This window comes from Aliiglaciecola sp. NS0011-25 (assembly GCF_040370605.1).
Taxonomy (GTDB): Bacteria; Pseudomonadota; Gammaproteobacteria; order Enterobacterales; family Alteromonadaceae; genus Aliiglaciecola; species Aliiglaciecola lipolytica_A.
In genome coordinates this window covers 214,829-232,971 of record NZ_BAABWR010000004.1, presented here as the reverse complement: position 1 = coordinate 232,971, position 18,143 = coordinate 214,829, and the positions used below count along the sequence as shown (strand labels likewise).

The following is an 18,143-nucleotide window of genomic DNA, read 5'->3' as shown; positions in this document are numbered from 1 at the left end:
GCACTAATGGCTCGGTTTTTTAAAATTGATCGCCTGTTTAGACGAAACTAGCTATGTTAATACCGATTAAGCTTGGGTATTAATAACTGAACCTACACGTGAGTCAGGTGTAGGACTGTTTTGAGTCGAAGATGATTGAGACGGTGATTCAAGCTCGGCTTGACGTTGTTGAGTTTCAACCTGACGAGCTTGTTGCTGCGGAGCTGCTTGGGCAGCTGAACTGCTAGATGAAGAACCTACTTCCATTTTAATAATCCTCGTTGCTGATAACTATTGGTAAATATAGTACAAAAAATAACAGCATGCACTATTGTGAAATAAACAACTCTGTCAATCGCACAGCGCCTATAACAAGCTAATATGCTTACATTTAGTCAATCCATTGTTCTAATTGTTGTTGCATAAAATTCGCGATCATCGGTTGCGCTTGCAAATTAGGGTGGATGCCATCTTTTTGCATTAGTGATTTGTCTAAGGCAATTTCCTGTAAAAAGAACGGGATTAAAGGAATCTCATTTTCAACGGATAGCTCAGTGAACATGCCGGTGAACATTTGGTTATATCTGCGACCGTAATTAGTGGGTATCTGCATTTGCTGTAAAATTACCGAAAGCCCTTGCTGTTGAGCAATATCAATCATCTGTTGAATGTTGGCCTGCATTTTTTTCACTGGGTGACCTTGCAATCCGTCATTACCACCCAATTCAATGTATAAATGGGTAGGGGAGTGTTGATCGAGTAATCTGGGAAGCCGAGCTAAAGCACCGTCTGTCGTTTCACCGCTTATTGCGGCGTTTACAACGTTTATGCCTTGGTTTTGCCATGCATTTTGTAACAAACTAACCCAACCTTGTTCTTGCGTTAGCCCATAAGCAGCGCTTAAGCTATCTCCTAGAATCAGTATTTTTACCGATTGTGGATCGTCAGCTTGTTGAGCTTGCAAGTGATCTGAAATACTCAGTAAAAGTATAACTATTAACCCAACAATAAACAGACGATTTCTGTCTCTTTTAAACCATAAGTGCACTATGACAACAACTCCAAATGTAATGATAGAAACTAAACAAATCACCAAAGTAGTAAGTACGAGCGAAGGTGAACTTCAGATCCTTCAACCAATTAGTTTTAAAGTCAAGGCTGGTGAGTCGGTTGCCATTATTGGTGCGTCGGGTTCCGGTAAGTCTACACTGCTGAGTTTGTTAGCGGGTCTGGATCAGGTAACCGAAGGTGAGATCTTCTTGGCTGGTGCGCCTTTGCATTCTATGGATGAAGAACAGCGTGCTAGGCTACGGGGCGAAAAAGTTGGATTTATATTTCAAAGTTTTATGTTGGTGCAAAGCTTAACCGCATTGGAAAATATTATGCTTCCGGCTGAAATAGCGGGTTTAGATAATGCCAAACAGCTTGGTCAACAAATTCTTGAACAGGTCGGCTTGGGACATCGTGGCAATCACTATCCCAATCAATTGTCAGGCGGTGAGCAACAACGTGTAGCGATAGCACGTGCCTTTATCACTAAGCCTAAAATTTTATTTGCGGATGAACCAACCGGTAATTTGGATGCCGCTAATAGTGAAAAAGTAGAGTCTTTGTTGTTCGAGTTAAATAGAGACTCAGATACTACTTTAGTGCTTGTTACCCATGATCCCGTATTGGCGAAACAGTGTCAGCGTCAGTTGAGTATGCAAGCGGGTGTGTTAACTGAGGTTACCTCATCCGATTCACAATCAGACCAACAACAGCAGGCTAGTTAAACATGAAATATGGTTTTAATTTGGCTTGGCGTTTATTCAAGCACGAAGCTAAACGTGGCGAACTTACGATTATTTTGTTTGCGATTGTTTTGTCTGTGGCAGCGGTTTTGTCACTCTCATTATTCAGTGAACGACTTCAAGGTGCTCTGACGGCTAAATCTGCCGAGTTTATTGCCGCTGACAGGCTGTTAGAGTCAGATAAACCCGTTGATCCTAACTGGATTGCAAAAGCAAAAGAATTAGGCTTGCAAACCACCCAGCAAGTGTATGCCCGCTCCATGGTATTTGGTAACGAGCAAATGACTTTAACCAGCTTACGCGCTGCAGATGACGGTTATCCCTTAAAAGGTGAGTTAAAAACCTCAACAGAGCCTTTTGGTTTGGGTCAGGTGACTAAAAATTTACCGGCTTCTGGGGAAGCTTGGGCGGAGTCACTGTTGTTACAGAAACTCGGTTTAAAGCTTGGTGATAAAATTGAGGTGGGAGATAAGGAGTTCACTTTAACCCGAGTCATTACGGATGTGCCGGATTCTGGGTTTAGTGTGTTTGGTGGTAATCCGAAGGTATTGATAAGCCTTAACGATTTGGCTGCAACTCATATTACTGGCCCAGGTAGTCGAATTGATTACACCTACTTTTTCGTAGGGGATAGCGGTGACTTAGATGATTATTATGATTGGCTGCGACCTCAATTAAATCGAGAAATTCACTCTTGGCAATCGGTAGAAGATGACGACTCGCAACTTGGGCGTTCTGTAGGCAGAGCTGAGCAATACTTTTTACTTGCCAGTTTGTTAGCAATTGTATTGGCGGCAGTGTCTATTGCCGTTGCTGCTCAACGTTATAGCCAACGTCATTATGATCCCGTTGCGATCATGAAAACCCTGGGTGCGAGTAAACAATTAGTACAACGGGTTTATTTATATCAAATATCTTTTATCACCTTGTTGGGTATCTTAGTGGGGACGGTCGTCGGTTTTATCATTCAACAATTAGTCATTTTGGCGATTGCCGATAAAGTCAGTGTTTCCATCGATGTATGGCATTGGCGTCCTTTGGTCATTGCTGTTTTTACCGGAATGATTTGTGCGGTTTTGTTTTCACTTTATCCCTTGTTAAAATTGTTCTCGGTTCCGCCTTTGCGTGTACTCAGACGTGATTTAGGTGCTGGGATGAGTTCCAGAGTTCTGCAGTTTGCGGCCACGGGTTCAGCCATATTGATATTGATGTGGGCCTATAGCCAAAACTTGCAAATTAGCTTAATCCTGTTTGTTTCCGGTATCGTTTTAGTCTGTGCGTTGTTGGCCATCACTTATGGTTTGATCGCGGTTGGCAGAAAGTTAGGTCAAGGTAAAATGGGGGCGTGGCAGTTAGCTTGGGCGAGAATCAAAAGACGGGCTATGGATAACAGTGTGCAGCTGATTAGTTTTTCGGTCACTATTATGTTGTTACTTGTGGTTTTGGTTATGCGTAACGACATGGTCTCGCAGTGGCGCGACCAGCTACCGCAAGGCACTCCTAACTATTTCATGTCAAATATTACTGAGCAGCAACGTCCTGCATTAAATCAACATTTCGAACAGTTAGGTGTTAAAACCGATGTGTTTTATCCGGTTGTTAGGGCTAGGTTTGTGTCGATTAACGACGAAAAAATACGAACGGAGATCACTAAAGAAGATGAAGATAAACAAGATAGTGGCCGCAACGGACTAGGGCGAGAGGCTAATTTAACTTGGAGTAATCAACTCCAAAATGAAAACAAAATTGTTGCTGGAAAGTGGTTAGACGAATGGCAAACCGGAGATGAATATGGGGTATCTGTTGAGCAGAGGTTAGCGTCAAGATTAAATATTAAGTTAGATGACAAACTAACATTTAATATTGGTAGTGAAGTGATTAGCGTGAAAGTGACCAGTCTTCGCAGTGTCAATTGGCAGACCATGCAACCCAATTTCTTTTTTGTATTGCAGCCTGAAGCCATGCAGGCATTTCTACCCACTTACATCACTAGCTTTCATGTTCCAACAGAGCAAAAATCGAAAATAGCGCAGCTAATGCAGCCATTTTCCAGTGTCACCTTATTTGATGTAGACGCAAGAATTAATCAATTAAGAGCCATTGTTGATCAAGTCTCTGTGGCGGTTGAGTTTATTCTAGTGTTAGTGTTGATTGCCGGTTCTTTGGTGTTAATTGCGCAAGTTCAGGCGAGCATGGATGAGCGCCAGCAAGAGTTGGCCATTTTACGTACGCTAGGGGCCAAAGGCAGCTTGATCCGCGCCAGTGTTATTTATGAGTTTTTAATTATTGGTGCAGTGGCGGGGTTGATGGCAGCCTTTGCCAATGAACTCACCTTATATTTATTGCAGTCACAAATTTTTGAAATGCAGGGAAAACTACATTTCGAATATTGGATTATTGCTCCAGTTGTTGGTGCGGCCACTGTAGGCTTGTTAGGTGCTGCAGGATGCTGGAGGTTATTAACCTTAAATACCAGTCAGTTATTGCGGAAAATGGTGTAGACAATTAAAGCTATTCAAAATAATCATTAAAAAGGGCGATTCGCCCTTTTTCTGATTTTATTTGCTTCAATCTGGAGTGAACAGAATTACCCTTTAGTACATGATAGGCACAGTGATACTGAGTCTGAGAAACGTAGTGCATGGGGCTTATCTACTTCGGCTTCAGCATAAATTACCCAAGGATGTTCTGCGGCAATTTCCAATACGTCTGATGTTAGCTTTTCCAGCAGTGAAAAACGGTTGTCTTCTACTAGTTTGATAATTCGTTTGGTAATGATTTTATAATTTAATGCATCTTCCATATCATCTGAGTCTGTTGCTTGCTCGGCGTTGTAATGAATTTTCACATTAACGATAACGTCTTGTTTGTTCACTATTTCATCTTCATTAATACCAATGTAAGTGCGTAACCTGAGGTTTTTAATTCTGATAGTGGCTGGATTCAGCTTCATTTATTGTCACTTCCTTAAAATTCGCGAAATGTTGTTTAATCGTTGTGTTTTCAATAGGTCTATTATCTGCTAGTTTGTGGACCAACATCAAATAATCCAATGTGAATCTATATGGAAACTAAGTCGCCCACTGCGATTAAAGCAATATTAGTGTTAGCCTGTATTGTTATTATATTAGCTGGTATTAAAGCAGCCAGTACAATCGTAGTTCCTTTTCTTTTATCTATTTTTATAGCGATGGCGTGTCATCCAATTATCCATTGGGCTTCTAAATACAAGGTTCCTCGTTGGTTATCAGTGATACTAGTTATACTGTTAATTGTGATATTTGGATTTATGTTAGCAGGTTTAGTGGGTAACTCCATGGCCGAATTTCGTGAAAATATTCCTCAATACAAACAACAATTAAGTGATGAGCTAGTATGGATAACCAGCAAGCTTGAAACTCTGTTTAATATTGAAGTAAACAGTGATTTGCTCGTGTCTTATTTAGATCCCGGCATCGCCATGAGTATGGCCACTAATATACTCACCAGTTTTGGCAGTGTACTGACTAACTTTTTATTAATTATTTTAACTGTCGTGTTTATGCTTTTTGAAGCAGATTCGGTGCCTAAGAAAGTGCATATTGCGCTGGATGATCCATCCATGAAGATTCAGCAAATAGATAAGTTTTTAGTGTCGGTTAAAAATTATTTAGTAATAAAAACCATCGTCAGCATAGGCACTGGCGTGGTGATTGGCCTTTGGTTATATTTCTTAGGCCTAGATCACTTTATGTTATGGGCGGTGTTAGCGTTTCTATTGAATTACATTCCAAACATTGGGTCGATTATTGCGGCTGTCCCAGCGGTATTGCTGGCATTTGTACAATTGGGCCCTGGTGTGGCTGGACTCACCGCCATTGGATATGTGGTCACCAACACTGTTATGGGTAATGTAGTTGAACCGAAATTTTTAGGCAGAGGCTTAGGCTTATCCACTTTAGTGGTGTTTTTATCGTTAATTTTCTGGGGATGGTTATTAGGCACTGTGGGCATGCTGTTATCGGTGCCTTTGACTATGATCGTAAAAATAGCATTAGAGTCTAATCAAGATAGTCAGTGGATAGCGGTCTTGCTCGATAGTGAAGATATTCCAGATGAAAAAAAAGATGAAGCTGAGCTCAATCAGGCATCCGAGTAAAGGTCATTTCAATTTTGGCTCCACCTAGTGTGGAGTCAGTAATTTCCATTTTACCGTGGTAAGCAGAGATTAAATCGGTTACCACCGCCATACCAATACCTTGACCTTCTTGATAACTGTCTAAGCGTTTTCCTCGGTGCAATAATTCTTGGCGATGTTGCGGCTCAATGCCGTTGCCGTCATCTTCCACGGTAATGCGCAACAATTTATTGGTTTGTTGTGCCGACACTTTGACTTTAGACTTTGCCGCTTTACAGGCGTTATCCATTAAATTTCCGAGTAATTCCATTAAATCAGTTTGGTCACCTTTGAACTGGCAATTCTCTGGTATTTGTAAGCTAATCGATAAATCTTTATCAGCATGCACTTTAGCCATTGCTGATTGTAGTTTTTGAACAATCGGCAATACCGAAACTGCCTGATCCCAGCCACTGCCAGCACCGGCAACGGCACGTTTTAATTGACGTTGAATAATATTATTTATTTGTGATAAAGGTTCATTGGCTGAGCTGGGCAGATTCGGGTTACCGGCAAGCACAGCTAAAGGGGTTTTTAAGCTATGGGCTAGATCGCTAAGACTATTTTTATAGCGACTACGTTGCTGCTGTTCGGTATCGAGCAGGTGATTGATACTGCGTTTTAGTTTTTCCAATTCAGGCGGGTAGGTTTGTTGTAAGCGTTCTATATCACCTTCCTCGGTCTTTTTGATTTGACCAATCAATGTGTTTATTGGGCTCAAGGCCATATTTAAACTGGCTATTAATACGATCAAAAGTAACAAGGCTAAAAAGCCTAGCCAATACCAAAGGGTATTGGAAAAGGCATCCCGCTCTTTTTCAAAGGTGAGTTTATCTTGCACAATAAAAAAGCTGACAGGCTCAAAATCTACATTACCTTCAAACTCAGCGGTATAGGAATAGAGGAAATAATCAGCGTCCAAACTAAATTCAGCTAAAAATATTTCTTTACCAATAATTGGGGCGTCTAACTGAGGTTGTTCTGACCAGTTTAAAGTGGATAAAGACTGCCACACAACATCATCGTTTATTTTAATAAATGCATACAATCCAGAGCCAGGAATGTTGAGCTTGTCGTTAAACAGTTGTTCAGGCATTTCAGGCTCACCGTCTACCATTTCAAATTCAGAAATAAGGGTGAGACTTTGCACCCGCAATTGTTCGAGCATAGATTGACTGAGACTATCCGTGTAGGCTTGTTCTAAGGTCATTGCGCCTAAAGGAATGAAAAGTAGCAGTGCCAGCAAGGCGGCCGCAAAACTTCTGAGGCGCAACGATAACCTGATCATAATTCTCGATTGATTCGGTAGCCGCGTCCGCGCAGGGTTTCAATTGGTTTATAATTATTTTCTGGATCTAGTTTCTTACGTAAACGCCCGACAAACACTTCTATCACGTTACTGTCTAAATCAAAATCTTGATCATATATGTGTTCAGTCAATTCCGTTTTAGAAACTATTTTTTGGGGATTGAGTAAAAGGTACTCCAACACTTTGTATTCATAAGCCGTGAGTTCTAAGGATTGCCCGTTTACAGCGACTTCTTCGGCTGTGGTGTCGAGTGTTATAGGACCTTTTTCAATAAGCGGATTGGCTTGTCCTGAGGATCTACGAATCAGCGCTTTTGCTCGGGCGAGTAGTTCTTCATTGTGAAAAGGTTTAGTAAGATAATCATCTGCTCCAGCATCTAAACCTTCTACTTTTTCCTGCCAACGATCCCGCGCTGTCAAAATCAGAATAGGGCAGGTGACATCGTTTTTACGCGCATTTTTTATAACATCAAATCCGTCAATTACAGGTAGACCTATATCGACTATGGCCAAATCGTATGGGTGTTCAGCTAACAAATAGCTGGCTTTGGCACCATCATCGGCTAAATCGACACTATAACCATGTTGTTGTAACAACTGATCTAATTGGGTTAACAGTCTACTGTCATCTTCCACCACAAGAATACGCATTATTTATCTCTACTACGTTGTTTGGTTATCTTACCTGAACGTTTATCGACATCTACAGTGACCACTCGCCCATTTTTCTGTAAAACTTTGACCTTATAGGTATTTTTACTTTGGTTAACACGCAATACTCGACCGTTAACCTTTTGCAGCACTCTATTTGCAGCTTGGGCTTTATCAATGTTGTCTTTTGATGTTTCTTGGGCTGACACTTGCCCGCCGAAGCAAAGAGCAAGGGTCATTAATAAGAAAATCAATTTACCTCTGATGTGCACAATCAAAATGGGTTCCTGATTTGTTGGCGTTTTTATGATTACAAATAGTTTAATGTCTTACTGGTGATACCTTCACTTTTACTTTCACTGTATTACCTGGGCGCGAATGCATAAAGGTTTCATAGGCTGCACCTTGATAACGATATTTTACGTTATAACCTTTGATTTTTCTTACTTTTTTTGCAGGCTCATATACGGTCTCACAATGTTGGGTCACTCGAGTGCTGTATTGCGGCCCTTGCACGCTATTACCAATTGCGCCGCCGATAATGGCGCCCGTTACTGTGCTCCTGCGGTTGTCGCCAATTACATTTCCAATCACGCCACCAATTACTGCGCCGGCAATTGTTGAGTTTGTGCGCTGACGATGATCGTTGTTGTAGCGAACTGTTCGTTCAACAGGGTAACACTGCTGTATGGGTTGTTTTACCGTCGAGTATTGATATACCGGATCGACCCGAACTACTTTTGCATAATCATAACGGGTATCGGCTAACGCTTGACCAGCAGAAAAACCGAAAAGTAATGTGGCAATTGAGATGTTTTTTAGATTTAACATTTTGTCTCTCCTTTGAAATCTTAGGTTCATAATAGGAGAGACTAACTGAACTATAACTGAACTAAACCTTATCGGTTAGTTAAGCATTGGGGTTTAAACGGATTGTAGATTTCTGTTGTGCAATGGATTAAAGCAGGTAGCTGAAATCGTACTGTTTCTATTGTTAGTGTAGATGTGTATTTCCAAATCTATGTTTTTCAATTTGTACCAAAGGTCTAAGTTATCAGCGCTAGGGCAAATAATTCGTTGTATATACTGTTCTTGAACGCCTTTGGCTAAATCTAGTTTTTGGGGAATTTTGATGAACGCTCTGACTTCTCCAAAAGACGCATTCGAACCTTGATAGTCCCAGTCTCCTAAATGCAAAGCGGTGTAAAACGTTCTATCCACACTTTCCAACGTTTTTGGGTCAGCTTGATAGCTGTCTTTATCGGCGAATCGAACAATTTTCATTGAGAAGAGTTGATTACAAGCAGAAATACTCAACATGATCACAGCCAGCAAAAAAGCTCTTTTGATCAATTTAATCGTAAACTTATGTGTGTTTTTCATTCACCACCCCTTCGTTACTCAGGGTATCGGCTAGTAATTCATAAGCTTGAGTGCTGCGATGTAGCCAAGTGTCTAATCCTTTTTCACATAACAGCTTTCATAATGGCCGCAGTTAAGTAGATAAGAAAGAGGTTGGCTAAGAATTGGAACGCAGGCTTTTATCGTTAATCGAAGTCGACTTTTTTTCGCAGAGATTTGGTTTTTCCGGCTTTTTTCTTACTTTCTACTCGGCGAACTTGGGATGACTTTGTGGGTTTAGTCGCCCGTCTAGGTTTGGGTTTTTCGCCGGCTTTTTTAATAATTTCGATTAAACGAGTAACGGCATCTTCGCGGTTTTGTTCCTGCGTGCGGTAGTTTTGGGCTTTTATCACCAGAATGCCGTCATTGGTTATCCGGCTGTCGTTACTATTGAGCAAACTTGTTTTGTAAAACTCAGGCAAAGTAGAGGCGTTAACATCAAAACGAAGGTGGATTGCGCTGGAGACTTTATTCACATTTTGTCCGCCAGCGCCTTGGGCGCGAATAGCATTCATTTCAAACTGATCGTCAGATATGCTGAGGTGTTCGGTTATGCTTATTAGTGCCATGATTATCTGCCTAAGGTAAGGTTTGTGAAAATGGTTTCACGACTACACTTTTGAAAACTCCGGCCCCAATGTACGGATCGCTATCTGCCCATTGTTGAGCATCAGACAAACTATCAAACTCAGCAATGATCACCGAACCGGTAAATCCTGCTTCACCAGGAGTTGGGCTATCAATTGCCGGACAAGGACCGGCAATGACCAAACGTCCTTGTTGTTTAAGTGACTCCAATCTTTCTAGGTGAGCAGGGCGCACACTCAGTCTTAAAGGTAGACTATTGGCTACGTCCTCTGCGTAAATGACATACAACATTGAATTATCCTTCTTATCAAATTAGTTATTTATGGGTAGCCGCTTTCATCTCACAGACAAAGCTTGCAAGTTGTTCTAGCATTTTACTCGGATTATCGAGGTTTTGTTCGATAATGTTCACCGTAGCTGAACCGGAAATGGCGCCTGCTGCGCCTGCCGTTATCGCTTCAGTTACTTGTGCTGGTTTTGATATTCCAAAACCTAACAAGGGAGGAGCGACTTGGTATTGAGTTAGTTTAGCAATTAATTCGTCGGCGGGAATAGTCGCGGCTGTCTCTGCACCCGTTACACCAGCTCTACCAAGTAAATAAGTATAGCCAGACGACTTACGACCAATTTCGGCTAAGGTTTCGTCACTCGCATTTGGCGGCGCGATGAGAATTTGATTGATTTTATTGCTTTCCGCTACGTCTATAAATCGCTGTGCTTCGCGCAGGGGAACATCGGCAATTAGAATCGAATCTACTCCAGCAGCGTTAGCCGCCTGATAAAACTCCGTTAAGCCTTTTTTAATGACAAGGTTGCTATACAGCAGCAGTCCAATTGGCACCTCTGGAAAAATATCGCGAATTTGTTTAATCACATCAAAACAATCTGATGGTGTTATTTTATTCTCCAAGGCGCGAATACTGGCTTTTTGAATCGTAGGGCCATCTGCGATGGGATCTGAATAGGGAATACCTAATTCCAATGCATCGGCACCGCTTTCTACTAGTGTTTTAATGATATTAAATGAGGTTTCTTTATCTGGATCCCCAAGCATTACGAAGGGGACAAATGCGCCTTGGTTAGCTTTATTCAGGCGTTCAAACATGTTGTCGTAACGGCTCATTTTTGTTCTCCCAAAATATTGTAAACGTGGGCTAAGTCTTTATCACCTCGACCAGATAGATTCACCACTATGATAGTTTCCTCTTCTGCTTCATCTGCCATATTGAGGGCATGGGCAAGGGCGTGTGAAGACTCAAGCGCCGGAATAATCCCTTCTTTGCGAGCAAGTAATTGGAACGCGTTTAATGCTTCGTCATCGGTAACTGCCGCATACTGTGCTCGACCTATGTCGTGTAAATAAGCATGCTGAGGACCCACTGCAGGGTAATCTAAACCAGCAGAAACTGAATAGGATTCTTCAATCTGGCCGTCGTTATCTTGCATAATGTAACTGTATGCACCATGTAACACACCTTTACTACCTGTGCAGATAGCGGCACCGTGATCCGGTGTGTGAATGCCTTTACCCGCAGGCTCTACACCAATTAAACTCACACTAGGTTCATCAATGAAATCAGCAAACATACCTATGGCATTTGAACCACCACCTACGCAAGCCACAACGGCATCGGGTAAGCGTCCTTCTTTTTCCATGATCTGCGCACGGGTTTCTTCACCAATCATTCGATGAAATTCACGTACGATAGTCGGGAAAGGATGAGGTCCGGCAGCCGTACCAAGTAGATAGTGGGCCTTGTCATAGGTGGCTGACCAATCACGCATCGCTTCATTTACCGCATCTTTAAGAGTACCTGAACCGGCATTGACGGGGATGACTTCGGCACCCATTAGGCGCATACGAAACACATTTGGTGCTTGACGCTCTACGTCTTTGGCACCCATATAAATACGTGCTTTTAAGCCCATAAGCGCGCAGGCTAAAGCTGTTGCCACACCGTGTTGGCCAGCACCCGTCTCAGCGATTACTTCGGTTTTGCCCATACGTTTGGTTAATATTGCCTGTCCCAAAACTTGATTGGTTTTATGGGCTCCACCGTGTAATAAGTCTTCGCGTTTTAAATACAGTTTTACTTTCGGGTTACTCACTAGATTTTTAGTAAGAGTCATCGCTGTTGGGCGGCCCGCGTAGTCTTTTAATAAGCCGTTAAATTCTTCCACAAAGCTGGGATCATTTTGCGCATCTATAAAGGCTTGTTCAAGTTGATCTAAAGCGGGAATAAGTAACTCTGGTACATACATACCACCGTATTCGCCAAATTTACTGTCTAAGTGATTCATGTTGCTCTCTTATGTCTATATTTGTTTTAACGTTATTATTTGTCTGTAAGCTATTAGCAATCGTTGCATGATTAAACTTCAGTAGCGTCGTAACAGATCAAATAATTGTGCAATTTTTTGTTGATCTTTAATGCCTGGGGCGGATTCCACCCCCGAATTTGCATCTAGCCCTAGTACGTTAGTTGCTCTGGCATCTTGAATGTTTTGAGGAGTCAGCCCGCCAGCTAATATGACATTATTGTTATCTGGCAATTGGGATAACAACTGCCAATCAAATTGTTGTCCTGTGCCGCCGGATTGCTCGCCGACTTTGCAATCTAACAAAATCCTATCGACGTTCTCTAAATCCATAACCGGTAGGCTATTTGTGACCCCAAATGCTTTCCAAATTTCACAATTGGGCTGTAATTGAGTACGCAACGCATCAATAAAAGTTTGATCTTCTTGTCCGTGCAATTGTACCGCAGTTAAATTTAATTGATTGGCATATTCGACAATGGTGTCGATAGTGTTGTTAACAAAAACGCCCACATAATGAAATGGTACCGAATCGACAATTTGTTTTGCGCTTTGCAGAGTAATTGCGCGCGGCGACTTTTCAGCGAAAATTAAGCCGCCATAGATTGCGCCACAGCTGGCAATAACTTGGGCATCTTCGACTCTAGTGATGCCGCAAATTTTAACCTCACCGAAAAGTAGTTTTTTAACTGCACTGATAACGTCGAGTTCTTGCATCACTGAACTGCCGACCAAAAATCCGTCTACTAATGGGGCCAGTCGGCGCACATCTTTATTGGTATAAATACCGGATTCAGATATCACTACACATTCGTGCTTACTTTGTTTTATTAGAGGAACTAGTTTTTCGGTAGTGGCTAAGTCAGTACTTAAATCACGTAAATTACGGTTATTGATACCAATAATTTTAGCCCCCAAAGCCAAGGCTCTATGAGCCTCTTCTTCGTTACTGACTTCCGTCAATACATCAAGTTGATATTGCTCAGCTAGCTCAGCAAGTTGAGCATATTCTTCATCGTTGAGTACCGACAGCATAAGCAGTACAGCATCGGCATTGTGATGACGGGCCAAATATATTTGATAAGGGTCTACAAAAAAATCTTTATTTAAAACCGGCTGGCTAACGCGTTGGCGCACATATTCTAGGTATTCAAATTTACCTTGAAAGTACTTTTCATCGGTTAATACTGAAATGCACGCAGCATATGGACCATAGGCTGCAATAATCTCATCGAGATTAAAATCATCGCGAATCAAACCTTTCGATGGTGAAGCCTTTTTACATTCGAGCACATAGCCTGCATTTGGTTTAGATAACGCTTGATAAAAACTGCGATCTGAAGGAGTCAAATTATCTTTAAATGATGAAAGCGGCAGATCTAATTTACGTTGCACCAATTCTTCACGTTTATTGGCGACTATTTTTTCTAATACATTTGCCACTTATTGTGCTCCTTGTTGACTAGTGTTGGCGGCAGATAAAATGGTGTCTAATGCTTGTTTGGATTGCATGGCCTCAACCGCTATTTGCGCACCTTGTTCATACGTGGATGCGATACCTGTCAACTTCAACAAAGCGCCGGCGTTCATCGCGACCGCGGATTGGTGGGCAAGCTGTCCTTTACCGGTTAATACCGCCTCTATTAGTGCTTTATTCTCTTCAGGCTCTCCACCTTTTATACTTTCAAGTGAGTGCTCTTGTAGACCAAAATCAGCAGGCGTTAATGTGTATTCGTTAATCTCGCCATTTTTTAATTCAGCCACTTGAGATGGACCGTGCAAGGCTAATTCATCTAAGCCACTACCATGCACTACCAGCGCATGCTCATAGCCCAACAATTTTAGGGTTTTGGCAAATGGCATGACCCATTCAGGAGCGTATACCCCGATCATCATGTGTGTCGGCTTGCCTGGGTTGGCCAACGGGCCGAGTAAGTTAAACAAGGTGCGGGTTTTTAAGGTGGTTCTGACTGGCATCGCAAACTTAATTCCTGCATGATAATTTGGTGCAAACAAGAAACATAAATTTGCATCATCTAAGCAGTTTCTCGCAGTCTGCGCACTCATACTAAGATCCATGCCGAATTCTCGAAATAGATCCGCGGAACCGGATTTACTGGAAACACTGCGATTGCCATGTTTTGCCACTTTTACACCACAGCTAGCGGCCACAATTGCGGCGGCTGAGGAAATGTTGATGGTGTTGTGACCATCGCCTCCGGTTCCTACAATATCTGCAAAGGGATAATCGGGACGAGGGAAGGGCGCTGCATTATTGATTAACGCTGCCGCTGCACCAGCAATTTCTGCTGGCTTTTCACCCTTTATTTTAAGGGCGGTTAACATCGATGAAATCACGATGTCATTTAACTCGCCTTTCACTACCATTGAAAATAAGGCTTCGCAATCTTGCTGTGATAAATCCTGACCTAGGTATAACGATTCCAAATGGGAAAGAGTATTGATAGTCATATTTATGCCTTTTGCGTTAAATAACGAATGCTTTGTTCAAGTAGTTGACTTCCATGAGAGGTCAAAATCGACTCAGGGTGAAATTGGAAGCCCAACATTCTGTCGGCAGGATGATACACACACATGGGAATACCTTCAAAGTTAGCTATTACATTTAGTTCTTTTGGAATGTCACTGACTACCAATGAATGATATCGTGCCACTGGCAGTGGATTTGCTAGGCCACAGAAGAGTGCGCTGTTGTCATGCTGGATGTATGACGCTTTGCCGTGCATAACTTGTTCAGCTCTAATCACTTTTCCACCGTATGATTTAACAATCGCTTGATGGCCTAAACAAATTCCTAGTACTGGAAATTGACCTTTAACAAGCTCGATGAGTTCGAGTAAACAACCGGCTTGTGATGGCTCTCCTGGTCCGGGTGATAACAATAATAATACTTCTGAATTTTCTGCTTTTTGTTGCATTTGAGAATAGATCATTTGAGCAGAAACTGAATTTCGATAAATAATCAACTCCATTCCCATACCACGTAACTCATCTACTAGGTTGTAGGTAAAGGAATCATAATTATCCAGCAGAAACACACTAATTGGACGGCTCATAAATTATTCTCCTTAGCATGGGCACTGACAATCGCGGTAATAACCGCTTGTGCTTTGCCTCTGGTTTCGTCTGCTTCAGATTGTGGATCTGAGTCGTACACCACGCCTGCGCCAGCCTGGATATAAGCAATATTGTGTTTGACAAATGCGGAGCGAATTACGATACAAGTATCCATGTCGCCATTGCCATTGATATAACCCACTGCACCGCCATAACTTCCTCTGCGTTTTTTCTCTACTTCACGGATAAGCGATGCTGCACTGACTTTAGGGGCACCTACTAGCGTCCCCATATTCATGCAGGCGGCGTAAGCATGCAGTGCATCTAAGTCATCTCGTAATTGACCGACTACACGACTGACTAAATGCATTACATGGGAATATCTATCTACTTTTAAAAGATCTTTTACGAAGCGGGTACCGGGTTGGGAAACTTTTGCTACGTCATTTCGGGCTAAATCAACAAGCATTAGGTGTTCGGCTTTTTCTTTTTGGTCTTCACGTAGATTAAGCTCAATTCGACTATCCAAATCTACATTGATACTGCCATCAGCATGTTTTCCTCTGGGGCGAGTACCTGCAATCGGATATATCTCAATTTGATTACTCTGTTTATCGTATTTGAGTGCCGACTCGGGGGAGGCGCCAAACATACAAAAATCGTCATCTTGTAGAAAGAACATGTATGGACTTGGATTTTGTTTCTTTAGATTGGCATAAGCTGCATAGGGAGAAGGACAAGGTAATTTAAACGTGCGCGAAGGAACAACTTGGAAAATATCGCCAGCCAAAATATGTTCTTTAAGATTTAACACATCCTGTTTGTATTCGTCATCTGACTTATCCACCTCTAACTTCATCTCAATACCGACCGGCGTTGATTGCATGGGTTGTTGTTTGAGTTGTTTTAATTGGCTGATGATTTCTTCTAGTTGTTGACTGACTGAAAAGTAACTACTGCTTACATTTTTGCCACTAAATACTGTGCTAATGACTTCAGTGGTTTGTAATTGATGGTCTATCACGAGCAATGATTGGGCTAGGTAAAAAACAAAATCAGGGCAGGTATTTTCGCTGTCGGGCACCTCGGGTAGGGATTCAAAACTGGCTAAAAGGTCGTAAGCGAATGCGCCGCCTAAAAATAAGTTTTGAGGATGTTCACGCAAGCAATGAATATTTTTGACAATTAATCGCAATGCATCAAATACGGCCGGTGCTTTTAATCGAGTGTCTTCGTCAAGATTCGAATCGGGTATCGAAAACGTTAATTTCAGGGCGGCGTTATTCGAGTCTACTTCAACTTCAACGCCTGCAGGTATGTGGTGTTCAAATAACGGTAACACAGAGGCACCATTTTCATTTAACCCTTGAATGAGCACGGTGTGACCATGGCAAGTTAATTTTAATGCGGCATCCAACAAGATTAAACTCTTTAAGTTATCCTTACTGTCAATCTCCGCCGACTCAAGCAATAACGTATTGGTTTTGCTTTTGCACAACTGTTGATAGGCGCTGAGAGGGTCAGCAACATAGGGACCATGTTTAACAATGGTTTCGGCTATTCCGGGTTTTTCACTTAATTGAGTTAAACTCATGTTTTACTTCTCAAGTTTGATTTTAATTTTAGCGCGTTGCGGGCAGATACGAAAAAGGCCCGATAAACGGGCCTCTTAATAATTATTTGCTACACACACAAACACTCACAGCCCGCTAGTTAGGGATGTGCCACCACCAGATTTTGCTATTTGTGGAATGAATTGTATTTGTCATGTGTTTAAATTCACTTTGTAAACTGTAATTAAACCTTAAAATAAGGCTGTCTATTGACTTTTTTTGAGAATTTATCCAACTCCCAAGGCATTTAACCTGAATATTTTGTGGCGTTTAACATATAATAACGCTATCACCCTTATAGAAGAAAACAATTCGCTCGTTGTGTCAATACATTGGACGATAAAAAGTTTAAAATTGCCTAATTAAAGCGTTATATGATAGAAGCCATGAAAATAGATTTGCATTGCCATAGTAGTTATTCAGACGGTCGATTGACTCCCCAGGAGCTGTTAGATCGTGCTCACAATATGCAAGTAGATGTACTGGCATTAACTGATCATGACACTGTTGATGGGGTTCAAGAACTTAAAGATCATCAACAACAGTGTAAACGTAAATTAGCCGTGATTGCTGGTGTTGAATTGTCAACAAGCTGGCATGGATTTGATATTCATATTGTTGGTCTTAACGTGGATCACAACGACCCAGTATTTTTATCTCGACTTGCACAGCAGAGTCAAAGTAGACAAGAACGGGCGCTAAAAATAGCCAATAAATTAGAAAAAGCGGGTGTACCTGATGTGTATGAAACCGCAAAAAGCTTTGCTGGCGTTGGACAAATAACCCGTGCTCATTTTGCTAGAGCATTGGTAAAACTTAATGCTGTCAGCAGCCTAGAAAATGCTTTTAAAAAGTATTTAGGGAAAGGTAAAAAGGCCCACGTAAAACCTGAGTGGATAAGCATCGAAGACGCGGTGACTTGGATTCAGGATGCCGGCGGACAAGCAGTTTTAGCCCACCCAGGACATTACGACATGACCGCAAAGTGGTTGCGTCGATTGGTGGCTGAGTTTGCCCTATCAGGCGGCGATGGGATCGAGGCTAATCACATGCATTTAGCTGCAAGCAAAAGGGAATTGCTGGTGGAATTAGCCATCGAACATCAGCTGCTGGCCTCTACAGGGTCGGATTTTCATTATCCGAGTCGCTGGACGGAGCTAGGGAAAAGTTTAGCCATATCAGAGCGTTTAACGCCTGTGTGGCATGATTGGAAAAACCTCTCAGAACTAAACAATAGAATAGGAAATTAGCGAAAAC

General features: G+C 41.9%; 20 protein-coding genes. 4 read left to right on the top strand and 16 right to left on the bottom strand.

The window, feature by feature from the left end; all coding sequences use genetic code 11:
* Positions 1 to 66: 66 nt before the first annotated feature.
* Both ABWV72_RS05440 and ABWV72_RS05435 read right to left on the bottom strand, forming a co-directional pair.
* On the bottom strand, positions 67 to 246 hold the full coding sequence (locus ABWV72_RS05440) for a hypothetical protein (RefSeq protein WP_216048459.1): 180 nt from the start codon (positions 244 to 246) through the stop codon (positions 67 to 69).
* Positions 247 to 370: 124 nt separating this feature from the next.
* A complete protein-coding gene (locus tag ABWV72_RS05435) occupies positions 371 to 1,027 on the bottom strand; it encodes an arylesterase (RefSeq protein WP_502902116.1) in 657 nt (218 codons plus the stop codon).
* Between the two features lie 22 nt (positions 1,028 to 1,049).
* Here ABWV72_RS05435 and ABWV72_RS05430 point away from each other — a divergent pair, with 22 nt between their 5' ends.
* A complete protein-coding gene (locus tag ABWV72_RS05430; RefSeq protein WP_342808284.1) occupies positions 1,050 to 1,754 on the top strand; it encodes an ABC transporter ATP-binding protein in 705 nt (234 codons plus the stop codon).
* A gap of 2 nt (positions 1,755 to 1,756) precedes the next feature.
* Entirely contained in the window at positions 1,757 to 4,273 is a 2,517-nt protein-coding gene (locus ABWV72_RS05425) for an ABC transporter permease (protein ID WP_216048460.1), read from the top strand.
* An 86-nt stretch (positions 4,274 to 4,359) separates the two neighbouring features.
* On the opposite strand, the gene folX is transcribed toward ABWV72_RS05425, so the two are convergent.
* Positions 4,360 to 4,725, bottom strand: coding sequence for a dihydroneopterin triphosphate 2'-epimerase (folX, locus tag ABWV72_RS05420; RefSeq protein ID WP_216048461.1), 366 nt, complete (start codon positions 4,723 to 4,725; stop codon positions 4,360 to 4,362).
* Between the two features lie 111 nt (positions 4,726 to 4,836).
* Here folX and ABWV72_RS05415 point away from each other — a divergent pair, with 111 nt between their 5' ends.
* On the top strand, positions 4,837 to 5,910 hold the full coding sequence (locus ABWV72_RS05415) for an AI-2E family transporter (protein WP_353369190.1): 1,074 nt from the start codon (positions 4,837 to 4,839) through the stop codon (positions 5,908 to 5,910).
* Here the strand turns inward: ABWV72_RS05415 and ABWV72_RS05410 are convergent.
* The 13 genes from ABWV72_RS05410 to ABWV72_RS05350 all read right to left on the bottom strand — a co-directional run bounded on the left by ABWV72_RS05410 (position 5,891) and on the right by ABWV72_RS05350 (position 16,867).
* Positions 5,891 to 7,216, bottom strand: a complete 1,326-nt coding sequence (locus tag ABWV72_RS05410) for an ATP-binding protein (RefSeq protein ID WP_353369188.1) — start codon at positions 7,214 to 7,216, stop codon at positions 5,891 to 5,893. The genes ABWV72_RS05415 and ABWV72_RS05410 overlap by 20 nt on opposite strands.
* Complete coding sequence (locus ABWV72_RS05405) at positions 7,213 to 7,887, bottom strand: response regulator transcription factor (protein WP_216048464.1); 675 nt, start codon at positions 7,885 to 7,887, stop codon at positions 7,213 to 7,215. Before ABWV72_RS05405 ends, ABWV72_RS05410 begins: the two co-directional genes overlap by 4 nt.
* Positions 7,887 to 8,159 carry a PepSY domain-containing protein gene (locus tag ABWV72_RS05400; protein WP_303500821.1) on the bottom strand — a complete coding sequence of 91 codons (273 nt, stop codon included), beginning with the start codon at positions 8,157 to 8,159 and terminating at the stop codon, positions 7,887 to 7,889. Before ABWV72_RS05400 ends, ABWV72_RS05405 begins: the two co-directional genes overlap by 1 nt.
* Positions 8,160 to 8,208: 49 nt before the next feature.
* A complete protein-coding gene (locus ABWV72_RS05395) occupies positions 8,209 to 8,718 on the bottom strand; it encodes a glycine zipper 2TM domain-containing protein (RefSeq protein WP_353369185.1) in 510 nt (169 codons plus the stop codon).
* Between the two features lie 93 nt (positions 8,719 to 8,811).
* On the bottom strand, positions 8,812 to 9,270 hold the full coding sequence (locus ABWV72_RS05390) for a hypothetical protein (protein ID WP_353369183.1): 459 nt from the start codon (positions 9,268 to 9,270) through the stop codon (positions 8,812 to 8,814).
* A 164-nt stretch (positions 9,271 to 9,434) separates the two neighbouring features.
* Entirely contained in the window at positions 9,435 to 9,857 is a 423-nt protein-coding gene (gene arfB / locus ABWV72_RS05385) for an alternative ribosome rescue aminoacyl-tRNA hydrolase ArfB (RefSeq protein ID WP_216048467.1), read from the bottom strand.
* A gap of 10 nt (positions 9,858 to 9,867) precedes the next feature.
* Positions 9,868 to 10,167 carry a YciI family protein gene (locus ABWV72_RS05380; protein WP_216048468.1) on the bottom strand — a complete coding sequence of 100 codons (300 nt, stop codon included), beginning with the start codon at positions 10,165 to 10,167 and terminating at the stop codon, positions 9,868 to 9,870.
* A gap of 25 nt (positions 10,168 to 10,192) precedes the next feature.
* Positions 10,193 to 10,999, bottom strand: coding sequence for a tryptophan synthase subunit alpha (trpA, locus tag ABWV72_RS05375; RefSeq protein WP_353369180.1), 807 nt, complete (start codon positions 10,997 to 10,999; stop codon positions 10,193 to 10,195).
* Positions 10,996 to 12,177, bottom strand: a complete 1,182-nt coding sequence (gene trpB / locus ABWV72_RS05370) for a tryptophan synthase subunit beta (protein ID WP_216048470.1) — start codon at positions 12,175 to 12,177, stop codon at positions 10,996 to 10,998. The genes trpA and trpB overlap by 4 nt, the downstream gene beginning before the upstream one ends.
* Positions 12,178 to 12,255: 78 nt before the next feature.
* Positions 12,256 to 13,638 carry a bifunctional indole-3-glycerol-phosphate synthase TrpC/phosphoribosylanthranilate isomerase TrpF gene (trpCF, locus tag ABWV72_RS05365; RefSeq protein ID WP_342804556.1) on the bottom strand — a complete coding sequence of 461 codons (1,383 nt, stop codon included), beginning with the start codon at positions 13,636 to 13,638 and terminating at the stop codon, positions 12,256 to 12,258.
* On the bottom strand, positions 13,639 to 14,667 hold the full coding sequence (gene trpD / locus ABWV72_RS05360) for an anthranilate phosphoribosyltransferase (protein ID WP_216048472.1): 1,029 nt from the start codon (positions 14,665 to 14,667) through the stop codon (positions 13,639 to 13,641).
* A gap of 2 nt (positions 14,668 to 14,669) precedes the next feature.
* Positions 14,670 to 15,272, bottom strand: coding sequence for an aminodeoxychorismate/anthranilate synthase component II (locus ABWV72_RS05355; protein ID WP_216048473.1), 603 nt, complete (start codon positions 15,270 to 15,272; stop codon positions 14,670 to 14,672).
* On the bottom strand, positions 15,269 to 16,867 hold the full coding sequence (locus ABWV72_RS05350; RefSeq protein ID WP_353369177.1) for an anthranilate synthase component 1: 1,599 nt from the start codon (positions 16,865 to 16,867) through the stop codon (positions 15,269 to 15,271). Before ABWV72_RS05350 ends, ABWV72_RS05355 begins: the two co-directional genes overlap by 4 nt.
* Positions 16,868 to 17,272: 405 nt before the next feature.
* On the opposite strand from ABWV72_RS05350, the gene ABWV72_RS05345 reads away from it, so the two are divergent.
* Positions 17,273 to 18,136 (top strand): PHP domain-containing protein, encoded by an 864-nt coding sequence (locus ABWV72_RS05345; RefSeq protein ID WP_353369175.1) that lies wholly within the window; start codon positions 17,273 to 17,275, stop codon positions 18,134 to 18,136.
* The last annotated feature ends 7 nt before the right edge of the window (positions 18,137 to 18,143 follow it).

What these genes read in the sequence shown, in the direction of transcription:
- ABWV72_RS05430 (WP_342808284.1), top strand. Translation starts at nt 1,050, where the DNA reads ATGATAGAAACTAAACAAATCACCAAAGTAGTAAGTACGAGCGAAGGT.
- ABWV72_RS05425 (WP_216048460.1), top strand. Translation starts at nt 1,757, where the DNA reads ATGAAATATGGTTTTAATTTGGCTTGGCGTTTATTCAAGCACGAAGCT.
- trpD (WP_216048472.1), bottom strand. Translation starts at nt 14,667, where the DNA reads ATGACTATCAATACTCTTTCCCATTTGGAATCGTTATACCTAGGTCAG.
- trpB (WP_216048470.1), bottom strand. Translation starts at nt 12,177, where the DNA reads ATGAATCACTTAGACAGTAAATTTGGCGAATACGGTGGTATGTATGTA.
- arfB (WP_216048467.1), bottom strand. Translation starts at nt 9,857, where the DNA reads ATGGCACTAATAAGCATAACCGAACACCTCAGCATATCTGACGATCAG.
- ABWV72_RS05405 (WP_216048464.1), bottom strand. Translation starts at nt 7,887, where the DNA reads ATGCGTATTCTTGTGGTGGAAGATGACAGTAGACTGTTAACCCAATTA.
- ABWV72_RS05380 (WP_216048468.1), bottom strand. Translation starts at nt 10,167, where the DNA reads ATGTTGTATGTCATTTACGCAGAGGACGTAGCCAATAGTCTACCTTTA.
- ABWV72_RS05395 (WP_353369185.1), bottom strand. Translation starts at nt 8,718, where the DNA reads ATGTTAAATCTAAAAAACATCTCAATTGCCACATTACTTTTCGGTTTT.
- ABWV72_RS05440 (WP_216048459.1), bottom strand. Translation starts at nt 246, where the DNA reads ATGGAAGTAGGTTCTTCATCTAGCAGTTCAGCTGCCCAAGCAGCTCCG.
- folX (WP_216048461.1), bottom strand. Translation starts at nt 4,725, where the DNA reads ATGAAGCTGAATCCAGCCACTATCAGAATTAAAAACCTCAGGTTACGC.
- ABWV72_RS05345 (WP_353369175.1), top strand. Translation starts at nt 17,273, where the DNA reads ATGAAAATAGATTTGCATTGCCATAGTAGTTATTCAGACGGTCGATTG.
- ABWV72_RS05350 (WP_353369177.1), bottom strand. Translation starts at nt 16,867, where the DNA reads ATGAGTTTAACTCAATTAAGTGAAAAACCCGGAATAGCCGAAACCATT.
- ABWV72_RS05355 (WP_216048473.1), bottom strand. Translation starts at nt 15,272, where the DNA reads ATGAGCCGTCCAATTAGTGTGTTTCTGCTGGATAATTATGATTCCTTT.
- ABWV72_RS05415 (WP_353369190.1), top strand. Translation starts at nt 4,837, where the DNA reads ATGGAAACTAAGTCGCCCACTGCGATTAAAGCAATATTAGTGTTAGCC.
- trpA (WP_353369180.1), bottom strand. Translation starts at nt 10,999, where the DNA reads ATGAGCCGTTACGACAACATGTTTGAACGCCTGAATAAAGCTAACCAA.
- ABWV72_RS05410 (WP_353369188.1), bottom strand. Translation starts at nt 7,216, where the DNA reads ATGATCAGGTTATCGTTGCGCCTCAGAAGTTTTGCGGCCGCCTTGCTG.
- ABWV72_RS05390 (WP_353369183.1), bottom strand. Translation starts at nt 9,270, where the DNA reads ATGAAAAACACACATAAGTTTACGATTAAATTGATCAAAAGAGCTTTT.